At 46.6% G+C, this 14,837-nt stretch carries 9 protein-coding genes; all 9 read right to left on the bottom strand.

Features of this window, described 5'->3' with window-relative positions:
* Positions 1–444: 444 nt before the first annotated feature.
* A complete protein-coding gene (locus tag VGB26_15680) occupies positions 445–1,911 on the bottom strand; it encodes a mannose-1-phosphate guanylyltransferase/mannose-6-phosphate isomerase (protein HEX9759215.1) in 1,467 nt (488 codons plus the stop codon).
* Positions 1,912–2,200: 289 nt separating this feature from the next.
* Positions 2,201–3,037: a Wzz/FepE/Etk N-terminal domain-containing protein gene (locus VGB26_15675; protein ID HEX9759214.1), complete on the bottom strand. Its 837-nt coding sequence runs from the start codon at positions 3,035–3,037 to the stop codon at positions 2,201–2,203.
* 6 nt (positions 3,038–3,043) lie between these two features.
* A complete protein-coding gene (locus VGB26_15670; GenBank protein ID HEX9759213.1) occupies positions 3,044–5,629 on the bottom strand; it encodes an SLBB domain-containing protein in 2,586 nt (861 codons plus the stop codon).
* Positions 5,574–7,097: a capsule assembly Wzi family protein gene (locus VGB26_15665; protein HEX9759212.1), complete on the bottom strand. Its 1,524-nt coding sequence runs from the start codon at positions 7,095–7,097 to the stop codon at positions 5,574–5,576. The genes VGB26_15670 and VGB26_15665 overlap by 56 nt, the downstream gene beginning before the upstream one ends.
* Before the next feature lie 808 nt (positions 7,098–7,905).
* Entirely contained in the window at positions 7,906–9,120 is a 1,215-nt protein-coding gene (locus VGB26_15660) for an outer membrane beta-barrel protein (protein HEX9759211.1), read from the bottom strand.
* 820 nt (positions 9,121–9,940) lie between these two features.
* On the bottom strand, positions 9,941–10,429 hold the full coding sequence (locus VGB26_15655; protein ID HEX9759210.1) for a hypothetical protein: 489 nt from the start codon (positions 10,427–10,429) through the stop codon (positions 9,941–9,943).
* A 143-nt stretch (positions 10,430–10,572) separates the two neighbouring features.
* Positions 10,573–12,525, bottom strand: a complete 1,953-nt coding sequence (acs, locus tag VGB26_15650) for an acetate--CoA ligase (protein ID HEX9759209.1) — start codon at positions 12,523–12,525, stop codon at positions 10,573–10,575.
* Between the two features lie 266 nt (positions 12,526–12,791).
* Positions 12,792–13,472 (bottom strand): response regulator transcription factor, encoded by a 681-nt coding sequence (locus VGB26_15645; protein HEX9759208.1) that lies wholly within the window; start codon positions 13,470–13,472, stop codon positions 12,792–12,794.
* Entirely contained in the window at positions 13,459–14,520 is a 1,062-nt protein-coding gene (locus VGB26_15640) for a sensor histidine kinase (GenBank protein HEX9759207.1), read from the bottom strand. The genes VGB26_15645 and VGB26_15640 overlap by 14 nt, the downstream gene beginning before the upstream one ends.
* Positions 14,521–14,837 lie beyond the last annotated feature (317 nt).

Here is a 14,837-nt window from a genome sequence, read left to right as displayed (position 1 = left end):
AACGGTTTGTAAGAAAACGCCCAGTTCCGCCATCAGTCCCTGTGGCAGTTTGGATCAACAAACCAAAACTGGCCCCTGTGAGCGATGGAAAAGTACACTAAATTCGGACGAGAGGTGTCCCAAAGTCATTGACACGTTCCGACGCCGGAGTCTAGTTTGTCTGGTTTGTTTAGTTTGGTTCGATAAACTCACCACAGGTTGTTCTGGTTGAGCGTTCGACAGAGGACTCACGCCGGAGTCTAGTTTGTCTGGTTTGTTTAGTTTTTCTGGTTCGTCTGATTTCTTTGGTTCCTCATTTTTTTTTCGCCTAACGCCTAACCCCTTACTCCTTACACATTTTCAAACTGCCTATCGCCTCAAACCTCCAACGATCTTTCCCCTTCACGCCTCACGCCTTTTTAAACCTGCCTCCAACCTAAAGCCTCCAACGGTTTTAAGTCCCTTTTACATTTCCCTTTGTTTTGGAGATGGAGGGGCGGACTTTCGGCCGTAGACATCATCAAAACGGACAATATCATCTTCACCCAGATAAGGTCCCTCCTGGACTTCAACGATATGAAGGGGCGCTTCATAAGGGTTTTCTAATCGGTGCCGCGTCTCTTTTGGAATTGAAGTGCTTTGATGGGGCCCCAATTCAAACACCTCTTCTCCACGTGTAACTTTTGCCCGCCCGGAAAGAACCACCCAATGCTCGCTTCGCTTTGAATGCTTTTGAAGGGATAACCGTTGGCCCGCGAGGACCGTAATCCGTTTAACTTTATAATTTTCTCCCTCATCCAAAACCGTATAGGTTCCCCAAGGACGGACAACCGTTTTGTGAACCTGCCGTTCAATGGAGTTTCTTTCCTGAAGTAGGTTGACGATCTTTTTTACATCTTGGGAACGGTCCCGGGGACAAACAAGTGTGGCATCTTCCGTATCCACCACCACAAGGTCTTTCAACCCTATGGTGGCAACCAACCGTTTATCCGCGAAGACTAAACTCCCTTCACTGTCAATATCCACCACATTCCCCCGGGTTACATTTCCTTTGAGATCTTTTTCCGAAACCTCATGATAGGCTTCCCAACTCCCTAAGTCACTCCAACCGATTTGTGCCTTCAGCATAGCCACCCGGTCTGATTTTTCCATCACACCATAGTCAATTGAAATGGATGGTAGGGTTTTGTAAAGGTCTTTAAGGCTTTTGCTTTCCTGCCCGGTTCCCAAATGAGGTTCGAGATTTTTAAATCCATTGAAAATATCGGGAAGATATTTCTGGAATTCCTCAAGAATGGTTTGGGTTTTCCAAACAAAAATTCCGCTATTCCAAAAGTAGTTTCCCGATTGAAGGTATTCTTCCGCAACGATTTTGGTTGGTTTTTCTACAAATCGGGAAACCTTATACAGAGCATGATGGCCCTCTTGAATGATCTCCCCGGATTGAATATATCCATAACCTGTTTCCGGTCGGTTTGGAGGAATTCCCAATGTGATCAGAACCCCCCTTTCCGTTAACCGGGCCCCCTGCTCAATAATTTCTAAAAACCCTTTTTCATCTTTAATTAAATGGTCCGCGGGAAGAACAACCATGACGCTGGAGGGATCTATTTTTTTAAGATAAAGAGCGGCAAAGGCGATTGCGGCAGCGGTATTTTTCCCTTCCGGTTCCACCAGGATATTACTCATGGGAATGGGAGGATGGACATCCCTTCGCGCCGGAGAGTGGGTCAGCTCCTTCACCTGCTGACGAACCTCGTCTTCATGTCGAATACTCGTAACCACAAATGTATTTTCGGTAGAGACAGAGCCCCCTATTAAACGAAGCGTCCCCTGAAGAAGGCTTTCCTCACCCTTGAAACGAAGAAGCTGTTTTGGCCAAGCCTCCCGGCTTAAGGGCCAAAACCGTGTTCCGGTTCCTCCTGCTAATATGACTGCGTAAATGTTTTGGTTTGGTTCGATAAACTCACCACAGGTTGTTCTGGTTGAGCGTTCGACAGAGGACTCACGCCGGAGTCTAGTTTGTCTGGTTCGTTTGGTTTCTTTGGTCTCTCATTTTTTTTTGCCTCACACCTAAACCCTTACCCCTTACACATTTTCAACCTGGCCTAACACCTCCAACCTCCTGGATTCCCGATTAAATCATTCGGGAATGACGGAGGGGTAGCGGGAATGACGGCGAGGGGAGGGAATAGGTGGGGGCCCCCTAGCCCCTTACTCTTCACTCTTTACCCATCACCCCTGACCCTTCACCCCTCACCTGCCTCTCAGCTTGCCGGACCCTACGGATGTACTCTATAAAAAACGCGAAAAAAATTCCAATAAAAAGTGCCAAAACACCGGCAATTAAAACATTGACTCGAAGGCTTGGTTTAAATTTCCTTTCCGGGGGTACCGCGGGATCGATGGTTTGGAAATTAATACTTAAAGAATGGTCATTGAGAAACTTCGCCAAAGCCGAAACCATGGCATTGGCAATATTGGCGGCGATCATCGGGTCTTCATCCAAAACCGATAGAGAAACCCCCCCATGTCGATCGCTTTTGGCGCTTATATTATTTTGAAACTTTTTGATGGTATCCTCAAGAAACGGTTTTTTTTTATCAGGTCTCCAATTGTTTTTTTCAGGATCCCAGGCCTTTTGATGATAGTGGGGTTGAAGTTTAAATTCCTGAATGATCTTTTCTGCCATGGTTCTGCTATTGAGTATAATCAGAACCTGATCGGCTGGGGTATTGATTCCGGCCACTCCCCCTAAGGCACTGGCAAATGGGATCGCTGAAAGAGCGGCACCCAACCCCCCAGATCCTTCGTTTCCCAAAGGCAGTATGGTGGTAGTCGATTTATATATTTTGGGCATTTGATAGGTTACAAACCCGCTGGTCCCTGTGGCAACAATCCCTAAAATGATGATTAACCATTTCCACCGGTAAAGGACCCTCCAGTAATCTAATAAAGAAACCTCTTCTTCATACCCGATATCATTAAATCTCCTCCCGCCTTCTGTTTCAAGGAAAGATGATTTCGAAGGGTCTTCTTGTGTATCCTGTGTCCTCATCTTTTCTTATAATATTGAAGCGATGGCGGCCACCGTTAAAGCAAACTGGCCCACAATCGTTGCAATATCTCTCCATAGTTGAATGGGGCGGTATTTCACCTCCAATTTAGCCGGAACAATCACCGCATCCCCCGGTTCCAGATGGACCAGGTGGCCCAGGGAGGTGGCAGAACCATCGGACCGGAGAACATAAACCCCTTTCTGCTCCGCATCTTCCGTATACCCCCCCGCTTTATTGATATAAAAGTTAACACGCCTTTTCTCTTCAAACAGAAATGAGGTTGGATTTCGAACCGCGCCCAAAATCGCCACCGAAGAGGGCTGAGCCGGGACATAAAGACTATCCTGGTCTTCCAGTTCAAAATCGTTGGGAGAATTCCTGAAATCATCTAAAGAAGACAAATGAATCACCACCCGGCCTAGTTTTACTTGGGAAGCCAGTAGATCCAGCGATTCTTTCCTTTGGGCAAGCTGAAAGGTCTCTGATTGAATTTCTTCTTTATCCAGACCCGACGCGGCTACCGCCGCGGCTTCCGTAGCAAGCCTTTGTTTCTGCTTTGCCAAGAACCGATCCAGATGTTCTTTTTCAAGTTCCTTGACGGTTTGGCGTGTGAAAACAGCTCCGGGAAGATAGGCTTTTTCGGTAAACCCGCCTGCCCTTTCCAAAACGTCGCTCAGCCGTTCTCCTTTTCTAAAAGCATAGACACCAGGGAAGAGGACCTCACCTGAAAGGCTAATGGTCTTGTTCACGAACCATTCAGGGATTTCCCGGATAAAAAGATGGTCATCCGGTTGAAGACTAATATTTTGGCCGGGTCTGTCCTCAAGGGCGCTTTGCAGGTGAACCGGGATCCTTTTCTGCTCGGTTTGATTTCCTAATCTAACCGTCCGGACAAGCTCTGCCTGCTCCATGAAGGCATTTCGGGTCACATTACCTGCTTTAAACAATAAATCCTTGAGGGTCATGTTTTCCATCAACGGATACTTGCCGGGCCGTTGAACATTTCCCGTAATCCTTACAACAGGAGATTCTTCCATTAGAACTTTTTGGAAAATAACCACCCGGTCCCTGGATTGCAAAACAAGGTTTTCTGCCTTATCCCCTTCCAACATTCTTCCAACATCAAAAGAAAGTGTTTCAGGGTGGAGGTCCGGGGGAACCAGGCGGATAATTTCTGCGTGTGGTAAATAAGGTTCCGGTAAAAGGTCTTCAAATGAGGCAACCAGATCATTTACCCTCATTCCCTCTTTTAATTCATAGGTCCCTGGGCGAGTGACATAACCTTCAAGGTAAACCACATTCTCACGAGTATCCAAAATCGAAGAAACTTTAATGAGGTCCATATTCAATACAGGAATTTGAAATTCAGCGGACCTCTTTTTTTCCAAGCCCTCTTTTGAAAGATCAAAATCCGCCACTACCCTTTTTTCATTGGAAACGATCCGCTCCACCTGAACGCGGCTTAAGTAGCCCGTAGGCATCACCCCTCCGGCCAATTTAAAAACGCTTTCCAGTGTTTCCGGTCCCTTCAACTCATAGATGGCCGGGCGCTTCACGTTTCCCGCAAGGCCAACCACCGGACCAATGAGGGGGATAAAAATCGTATCGCCGGTCTGTAGATTTTGATCCTGCTCCCGGTTCCCCTGAAGCAGAAAATCATACAGATCCAGATGGGCAATGACCTTCCCTTCCCGAATCAAACGGATATCTCTTAAAGTCCCGTTTTTTGAAGGACCCCCGGCGGCAAAGAGGGCGTTATAGACCGTAGAGAGGGAACTTAGAATGTAACTCCCAGGGTTTTGAATCTCTCCCACCACATAAACCCGGATGGTTCGAAGATTACTCAAAGAAACATTTAGGTTAAAATCACGATAATATTTCGATAGATTCTGCTGTAAATTTTCCTTTAAGGAACCAAACCTCAATCCCGCCACGGATACCACACCGACCTTGGGGAGAATCACCGTCCCTTCCCGGCTGACTTTTAATTTGTAAATCCCCTCCACCATTCCCCACAGCGTCAATGTCACCTCATCTCCGGGACCGATCACATAATCCGGACCGACGGGCACATCGGAAACCGGGGCAAAAGTGGAAACGGTTTCGCGGAAAATGTCATAACCGAACTGATTGAGCTGAAGAGAAACCTCGGGCGTTAAACGGCTGGTGAGAAGTTTTTCGATGGGGGATGTTTGAATGGGTTCCCGTGAGGGGGTTGCCTTCTCGGAATCTTTTTTAAGGGGTACAACACCTTCACCCACCGCCCCCTGTAATTCTCTTCCTTCTAAAATCCTTCTGGCTTCCTGGGCCTTTTGCGGATCCACCTGCTCCAAAAGCAAAAGCTGCTGTTGCAACTCATCCATGGAGGGAGCGGCACCATAAGCGTTTCCTCCAAAGACCAAAAACCCTAAAAAAGAAATCAGAAAAAGAATGAAACTCCCCCCTCTCTTAATCCCTGCCTCGCCGGCAGGCTGGCCTCCCCCATCGATGGGGGGAGGGAAGGTGGGGGGTGGAAATGTTTTGGGAGATTGCAGGTTAAAAAGAAAACTCCGTGCGACTGATAAAGGTGTGGTTTTTTGCTTTTTCCCCATTGATCCCATTGTAATTTTGGATTGCCTCATATTCATAGGTTAGAATCCATACCGGTTTTAACCAGCCAAACCGGCTTTTTATTTCAAATATAAATTCCCGTTTTCTTTCTTTAACGGGAGAAGAGAGGAAATGCCGCTCCTGATCGAATGAAAACAAAATTGATAAATCTTCAACCAGTTCCTTTGAGAGCTGAAAAAAAATAGAATCCGAATCAATTCCCATCGGGTGCCCCAAGATAACGCCTTTATGGGTATACCCTGATGTATATGTAGAGTGGACATACCACACATTTGGAGTCCCTGGAACATGGTTGTTTGCATATTCCGTCCTGAAATCAAAAGCGGGTTGATTAAACAACCCCGTCAGATAAATACCTGCCAAAAACCCGATGTCTGCGGGAAAAAAACCCGCTTCATCCTCACCGCCGATCTCCCCATAAATATTCCCCCCTTGAATTAATGGAAGGGTTGGTAAATTTATTTTGACATCAACCGAGCCAAGTTCGTTAACCTCAAAATCACCAGCTTTATTGGGTTTTGAAAAATAGAGTTCTAAAAACTCGGTAAAAGATAGGCCGGGGCGTCCTTTTCCCTCCCACATGGTCATCCGGTTTAACCCGATTTCCAAAAAGGAAGAAGGGCTGTAACCAATCCGAAGGCCTAACAATAATGGGTGGGAAATATCCCTATCTTCTTCCAGCCGTGCCAGAAAACCGGTTAACTGCCAAAATCCCAACGGCTCCAAAAAACCGGGAAGTTGGAAGGCTTCTCGACTTCCGGCCCGGATCAAATTCATCGGGGGGGCATTATTAGAAAGGAGCAAGGCACCATTGTAGCCGGGTCCCCACCATAGACTTTCCCGGCCAACCCCTATTTCAAAATTTTTAAACCCGAATTTAAGAAGGCCCTCTTCAATTTCAAGAACCGACCCATCCCGGTTGGTGGTCACTTTCGGAACCACAAACCAGGATATCTGTTTTCCTAAAACCCCCCAGCTTCGGATTTTAATCTGCTGATTAAAACCATCACTGAAATAATCACCCTGGTGGTTTTCGCGAAGCCGGAGCCTATCTTTGGAAAAAGAAGCATACCCAATTTCAATACTGAGAGGATCCGCAAGATGAAAAGAAAAAAAACGCCGAGGAGCGGTTCCTTCTAAATCATCCACCTCTTCTTGAAACTCATTTAAAAGCTTTAGAAGCTCTTCTTGAACGCCGGGCTTAAAAACCGCTTCCGGGAAATCTTCCTGATTGATGCTTGCCAAAAGGTCAACCAGTGGATGGGCTACCGAATACCGGTTGAGCGGTTTGGCATCTAATAGAAGCGGCCTGAAAAGACCCCGGCTTTTTAAACGTTCAATGCCCTCGTAAGCTTCATGATCAATGGGTAAACTGGGGCTCTCATTGGCCCATATTTCCGCAGCACTCAAAAAAAGAATGATTAAAAACCCTATCCATCGAATGACCACAAGTTTTCCAGTTGAAGACCAGGACCCTAGTTTAGGGTTCCAAAATTAATTTCCATTACTCCCTGGATTCCCGATTAAACATTTCGGGAATGACGGAAATGGAGTTTCAAATTACAAAATCTCCCCTAACCCCTCTTTTCCAAAGAGGGGAATTTTTTTGAAACTTTTCCCCTTTAGAAAAAGGGAACCCTCCGTTTCTCTCCCACTTTAGAAAAAGGTGCCCTCCACCTCTCTCCCACTTTAGAAATGGGTGCCCTCCGTTTCTCTCCCCCTTTAGCAAAGGGGGATGAAGGGGGATTTAAGATTACAGAATCTCCCCTAACCCCTCTTTTCCAAAGAGGGGAAACAGCATTTCCCTCATTATTGAAAAAGTATTATTATTCATCCTAACTCGTCACTCCCGGTTCCCTCCGTCATTCCCGCGCAAGCGGGAATCCAGAAATGCAACGGAAAGGGAGTTTTATATTATAAAATCTCCCCTAACCCCTCTTTTACAAAGAGGGGAATTTTTTAGAAACTTTTCCCCTTAGAAAAAGGGAACCCTCCACCTCTCTCCCCCTTTAGCAAAGGGGGATGAAGGGGGATTTGATATTTTAAAATCTCCCCTAACCCCTCTTTTCCAAAGAGGGGAAACAGCATTTCCCTCATTATTGAAAAAGTATTATTATTCATCCTAACTCGTCATTCCCGGTTCCCTCCGTCATTCCCGCGCAAGCGGAAATCCAGAAATGCAACGGAAAGGGAGTTTTATATTATAAAATCTCCCCTAACCCCTCTTTTCCAAAGAGGGGAATTTTCTTAATTCCTGCTAATTAAATACGGCCACCTTAAGGGTGACCACATGATTGATATAATCAAACTGGTTAGAAAACCAGTTAGAGTCTGTATTTGAAAAGGAATAATCAATCCCCGCCACCAACCATGGAAATGGGGTGTAGTCAAAACCTGTTTGAATCCGGTAGGTGTTATCTTTTCTTTTACGCCCCGGGGTCAATGGCGCTTCTCTATAATAACTTTCACGTCCACCCGAAAAAGATACACTCCCCTCTAAAACAGAAAGTATGGGATGAGATACGTCCAGCGCACCTCCTGTGGTAATGTAAAAATCCTGCCCGTCGAGATCCGGCTCTTTAACTTCCCGGCCACCTCTTATACTGATTTTGGTTTTCGTTGGGAGAACATACTCCAGGAAAATAGAAAAGATAGCGGTGTCAAACTCATCTTTTGCTGAATCCTCAAAAGATTTTAGGGCATACCCTGCTGTAACCTTCCCGTGAGAATTTTTGGAAGGGGTCCAGGTCAAACCGGGCGAGACCCGATGGGTACCATTATTTAAATTGCCGGTACTGGATTGGGACTGTTCATTATAGATGGCCTTTGTATAGGAGTATTCAAGCAGAGCAGAAGTCTTTGAAATGATATCCACCGTTGCCCCACCGGAAAAAACAAGATCCGATCGATCTCTAAAATCATTCCGCCCGCCGCCGGAAAAATCCAACAAAAAATGGCCAAAGCCCCCTTGGATGGAAACCCCTTGGAGAGGGGTAAACCCCACCTCCACATCAGCCCGGTTGGAGAAATAAAAATCGATCTCCCTTAGGGGGGTAACCTCCCTGCCGTCATGTCCATCCAAGAAATGGTCTTTCACTGTAATATTCAACTGAGGGGTTAGGTTTCCTTGATATTCACCAGTCACTTCATTGTCATCAAAGTTCTCACTGTCAAAATTGGTGTAATAGGAAAAATCTCCTCGATACTCCAATAAAACATGATGGTTGGGGTCAGGGAGAAGAATCTGAAGGCCGGGAGTGATGAGGGTAAAGAAATCACTTTCTTTTTCACAGGCTTCGCAGCGGAAGACGTTATCCTCAAACCCCTCAGAAATCTGAAGGTAGGGGTGAATCTCAAAGGGACCCAATTTGAGTTCTGCGGCTTTGCTAATTTGAAAACTGAATAATAAGAAAACCGGAAAAAATATTATGGCAAACTGTTTTTTGCTGGGAAACCACCGAGCCTTCTTCATTCATTCCTCCCTCAATTTTTTTACCAAACACCTCCTTTCAAAAATCCTTTTAACCTGTTTACTTCATAACAAACTCCTCTCTACCCAACACCTGGTTCTTAATTTCAATAATATAAATAATGTCATTCCGGCTTTACCGCGGCAGCCAGTGTTTTTTGACTTCTGGATTCCCGCTTGCGCGGGAATGACGAAGGGGGAGCGGGAATGACGGCATCAATTTTTTAAATGTTTTTCCAAGATGCAACACTCGTTTTATAGCCCAAAAAACCTTAATAAAGATCCCCGCAGCAAAACTGCCGTGTATTCAGAGGAAAAACTAAATCCTCAAATCCCCCTTATTCCCCCTTTGCTAAAGGGGGAGAGAAACGGAGGCCCCCATTTTCTTAAGTGGGAGAGAAGTGGAGGGTTCCCTTTTTCTAAGGGGAAAATTCCTAAAAAACTCCCCTCTTTGGAAAAGAGGGGTTAGGGGAGATTTTATAATATAAAACTCCCTTTCCGTTGCATTTCTGGATTCCCGCTTGCGCGGGAATGACGAAGGGGGAGCGGGAATAACGGCAAATAGATTCGTGTTCGTCTGGTTGATTTCGTTTGGTTCGATAAACTCACCACAGGTTGTTCTGGTTGAGCGTTCGACAGAGGACTCACGCCGGAGTCTAGTTTGTCTAGTTGTTCTGGTTTATCTGGTTTTTCTCGTGCCTCAGGCCTCTAACCTCCAACGGTCTTTCCCCCTTAACCCCCACTCTTTACCCATAACCCATTCCTCATTACCCGGTTTTTTTTGTTCTACCCTCCCCGCATTCCCTCCAACACTTTTTTCCTCCTACCTTACCCCGCTACCAATGGGTGCCCTTTTATCCCGAAGAATACTAATCGGAGGCTTCACCGATCTTAGGGATTCAGGTTTTTCTTTCCTGATTTGGGAGGGATCTGCACCGGCCTGCCCAAACGCTTTTTCAACCGTCTCAGGGCTAACCCCTGCTTCATCCGCTGCGGTAAAAATAATGGCGATTGGAACCCCTCCCTGATAGCCTGCCTGTAAAACCAAGTTGGGTTCCAGATGACATTCCTTGATGGCATCCCGGAGCATTGTTTTCATGGTGGCATTAAAAAGAGTTTTTTCCTGCTTTTGGTTGGCGGTGATAATGCTGAGGATTCCCTGTTTTAGGGATGAGCCTTTGTCCATTTCATACTGGATCATTGCACAGGTCGGCATCTCAACCTCTAACGCAAAGGAAGGACTCGGATCCCCAAAGACCGGCAACATCACAAGAGACACGATATAAAGGAAAAACCTGGCCCCTTGACTCATGGCCACCCGAATTTTTGAATGAACATCATTATTGTGAGGGTGTAAAATCTTTAAATAAAACGTGTGGTGACGCCACGGTATCAAAAGGGAAGGGGGCTGTCAATGACCTAAGCCGTCTTCCCATGTTTTTATCCGGAAAAACCTCAATCCTCTTCTTCTCTTAGTTTGGCCAGAATGGAATAATCCTCAAGGGTCGTGGTATCTCCCACCGTCTCCTTCCCTGCGGCAATATCCCGAAGGAGCCGCCGCATAATCTTCCCGCTTCGCGTCTTGGGAAGGTTTTCTGTAAAACGGATTTCATCGGGCCGGGCCAGGGCACCAATCTCTTTGGTCACATGCTCCCTCAATTCTTTCTTTAATTCCTCCGATGGTTGGTGGCCTACATCTAAGGAGACAAAGGCAACAATTCCAGTTCCTTTCATTTCATCGGGCCGGCCCACCACCGCTGATTCTGCCACATGGGGGTGACTCACCAAAGCAGATTCAATTTCCATGGTCCCCAGGCGGTGTCCTGAAACATTGATGACATCATCCACTCTGCCCATTACCCAAAAATAGCCATCTTTATCTTTGCGGGCGCCGTCCCCTGTAAAGTAGACCCCCGGGATGGGATCCCAATAGGTTTTTTTGTACCGCTCCGGGTCTCCGTAAACCGTTCGGAGCATAGAGGGCCATGGCCTTTTAATGACCAAATAACCACCGTGGTTTACCCCCACGGGTTTTCCCTCCTTATCCACCACGTCCACCGAAATGCCCGGAAAAGGTTTGGTAGCGGACCCCGGTTTCGTCGGTGTGGCCCCGGGAAGCGGGGTAATCAAAATGGAGCCCGTTTCCGTTTGCCACCAGGTATCCACGATGGGGCATGTTGCTTTACCGATTACCCGGTGGTACCACATCCAGGCTTCGGGGTTGATCGGTTCACCCACGGTACCCAACAAACGAAGACTGCTTAAATCATAACGGTTGGGCCAATGATCACCGTATTTAATTAAAGCACGAACGGCGGTTGGCGCCGTATAGAAGACACTCACCTTATATTTTTCAACAATTTCCCAAAAACGGCCCGGATTGGGGTGGGTGGGAGCACCTTCATACATGATGCTTGTGGTTCCGTTGGCTAAAATTCCATACACAATATAGCTATGTCCCGTAACCCAGCCAATATCCGCGGTACACCAATAGGTGTCCTCTTCCTTGAGATCAAAAACCCATTTACTGGTGAGATAGGCCCCCAACAGATACCCTCCAGTGGAATGAACCACTCCCTTAGGTTTTCCCGTTGTTCCGCTGGTATAAAGGATAAATAGGGGGTGTTCTGCATCCAAAGCCTCCGGGGGACATACCGCAGAAGCATCCTGCATCATCTCATGCCACCAATGATCTCTTTGGGGATCCATCTGAACCGGACTTCCTGTCCTACGGCAGACCACGACCTTTTCAACCCCCGGTGCATCTTTAAGTGCCATATCCACATTTTCTTTTAATGGGACCACCGCCCCCTTTCGGTATCCCCCGTCCGCGGTCACCACAACCTTTGCTTTTGCATCGTTAATCCGGTCCTTTAATGCCTCGGCGCTAAACCCTCCAAAGACGACGCTGTGGGGGGCCCCGATCCGGGAACAGGCCAGCATGGCAATGGGAAGCTCCGGAATCATGGGCATATAAAGCGCCACCCGGTCACCTTTTCGAACGCCTAATTTCTTGAGAACATTGGAGAAACGGCATACCTCCCGGTGAAGATCCTGGAAGGTCAGCATCCGGTGATCCCCAGGTTCACCCTCCCAAATAATGGCCGCTTTATTTTTCCGCCATCCCTTTAAATGTCTGTCGATGCAGTTAAAGGAGACATTAATCCTGCCTCCGACGAACCATTTTGCAAAGGGGAATTTCCACTCCAATACCTTTTTCCAGGTTTTAAACCAATCCAATTCTTTTGCCATTTTCGCCCAAAAAGCCTTCGGGTCCTTTTCCGCCTTTTTGGCCATCCGTTCATATTGGCGAAGGCTTTTTACGTGGGCTTGATTACTAAAAATGGGTTTGGGTTTGAAAACCCGGCGTTCCTTTAAAACGGAAGTAATATCTTCTTCAGAAGCCATGAGAATTCCTCTTGCGGGTTATTGATGATTAGGCCATCGCCCCAGGAAAACAACGATGGTAAATAGAATAGAATGGCCTGATTTTAGGGAAACGAAAATAGGTTGTCAATAGGGGTAAATAGGAGAAAAAAAAGGGCTTGATTAATTTTGACTATTGCCGGACCCTGGTGATTTTAAGCCAAGGAAAACCCGCTGGTCATGGTTGGTTTGCACAAGGACGTTCCCGGGGGCGGGATTTCCAACCTACATGGGGTATGTCATCCCCATTATCGGCCATCTTTATCAGGATTGAGTTTAATTAAGCCCTTTCGAAGGGCGTGAAAAGCGGCTTGGGTCCGGTCATAAACATGAAGCTTATGAAATATATTTCGTACATGGTTTTTAATGGTTTTCTCGCTGAGGTTTAAATCGGAGGCGATCTCTTTATTGGTTTTTCCCTCAGCCACCTGCTGAAGGATCCCGATTTCCCGGGCCGTTAAATCATCCTTGGCTTTAGCCGTCCGTTTCCCTTTTTCTCCCGAGAGTTGTGAGAATTCTGCCAGAATCTTTGTGGCAATAGCCGGGTGGATTAAGGATTCCCCTTGGGAAATGGCACGGATGGCTTTCACAATCTGCGCGGAGTCTGAGTCTTTCAGCAGGTATCCCGTTGCGCCTGCTTTGACCACATCAAAAATAAACTCTTCTTCTTCATGCATTGTCAAAACCACCACACCAATATCTGGATGTTCGGTCCGGATAATACGGGTGGCTTCTATACCGTCCATCACGGGCATACTGATATCCATCAGAACCACATTCGGTTTCAACTCTCTGGCCTTTTCCACGGCCTCTTGACCGTTTCGGACCTCCCCCACCACTTGAACGTCCTCTTTGGTCCGAAGAACAGCGCTTAAACCTTCACGCACTACCTGGTGATCATCGGCGATAAGAACCTTAATTTTCTTCAAAGAGCTTAGACCTCCTATCATCCAACGGAATCTGAACCAAAATGCGGGTCCCTTCACCCAAGGAACTCTCAACTTGGGAGGTTCCCCCTAAAAGCTTTGCCCGCTCCGTAATCCCTTTTAATCCAAAGGAATTCCATTTCTCCGGATCCTCCGCTACCCGATGGGGGTCAAACCCAACACCATCATCGGAAATAGCAACGCGAAGTACTTTCCGGTCCACTTTAAGGCTGATTTTCACCTGTTTTGCTTTTGAATGTTTTTGAATGTTAGACAGTGCCTCTTGAATGATACGAAAAATAACAATTTTTGATTTGGGAAAAATCTTCTTTTCACTTCCGAGCGTTTGAAGAGAGGTTTTTATTTTATATTGGTGCTCATAGGATCGAAGGTAATTTTTCAATGCAGGAAGCAATTCCATGTGGTCAAAGGATAAGGGCTTTAAATTAAAAATGACCTGCCGTGCTTCCTGAATGGCCCCTCTTAAGTGCCTTCGTCCCTCTTCCAGCTGTTTCTTGCTTTGGGTCGGATCCGTTTCCAAAAGCTCCTGGCAATGGTCCATCTTAAAGGTTAATCCCACCAAAGTCTGAACCAACCCATCATGAATTTCCCAGGCAATCTGGGCCCGCTCCTCCAACACGGCAAGGCTCACCTCTTTCACATAGAGCCGATAGAGTGCTTGATATTCGGAAAGATGCCGCTCAATGGCTTCTTTACTGCGAATTCTTTCTTCAATCAGTTGCCACATGAATTTGGCGCTTGGACCCCCTATCACGGCAACCCCCGGACGCCTTAATTCCAATAAAACCCGTTCCACCTCAAGGTCTCCGGTTACATCAATTAATAAATCAACACGTTTGGACTTTAATAGCTTCCGGTAATCGGAAGTGATGGGAATTTTCAGTTGGCGGGCAAGTTTTAACCCGGGGGCCTTTGAATTGACCTCCGCAATACCGATAATCTTTACCAAAGGGTCATTACGGAAGATTTCAATTAAGGAGGTTCCCCCTTGCCCCGCCCCCAATATGATTACATTGGTTACAACACCCATATCAATGATCCCTCAAAGGGAAAAGATCCACGCATATTTTTTTCTAGATGGGTGTTGAAAAAGTATAAATCTTCATCTTCTCTCCCCTTAAGAAAATGGGGGCCTCCGTTTCTTTCCCACTTTAGAAAAAGGTGCCCTCCATTTCTCTCCTACTTTAGAAAAGGGGGGCCTCCACCTCTCTCCCCCTTTAGCAAAGGGGGATGAAGGGGGATTTAAGATTACAAAATCTCCCCTGACCCCTCTTTTCCAAAGAGGGGAAATAGCATTTCCCTCATTATTGAAAAAGTATTATTATTCATCCTAACTCGTCATTCCCG

Source organism: Nitrospiria bacterium, assembly GCA_036397255.1.
Taxonomy (GTDB): domain Bacteria; phylum Nitrospirota; class Nitrospiria; order DASWJH01; family DASWJH01; genus DASWJH01.
This window is presented reverse-complemented; position numbering and strand designations above follow the sequence as displayed.

Coding starts and splice junctions, on each gene's coding strand:
- VGB26_15675 (HEX9759214.1), bottom strand. CDS start 3,037: ATGAGGACACAGGATACACAAGAAGACCCTTCGAAATCATCTTTCCTT.
- VGB26_15640 (HEX9759207.1), bottom strand. CDS start 14,520: ATGGGTGTTGTAACCAATGTAATCATATTGGGGGCGGGGCAAGGGGGA.
- VGB26_15660 (HEX9759211.1), bottom strand. CDS start 9,120: ATGAAGAAGGCTCGGTGGTTTCCCAGCAAAAAACAGTTTGCCATAATA.
- VGB26_15655 (HEX9759210.1), bottom strand. CDS start 10,429: ATGAGTCAAGGGGCCAGGTTTTTCCTTTATATCGTGTCTCTTGTGATG.
- acs (HEX9759209.1), bottom strand. CDS start 12,525: ATGGCTTCTGAAGAAGATATTACTTCCGTTTTAAAGGAACGCCGGGTT.
- VGB26_15670 (HEX9759213.1), bottom strand. CDS start 5,629: ATGGGGAAAAAGCAAAAAACCACACCTTTATCAGTCGCACGGAGTTTT.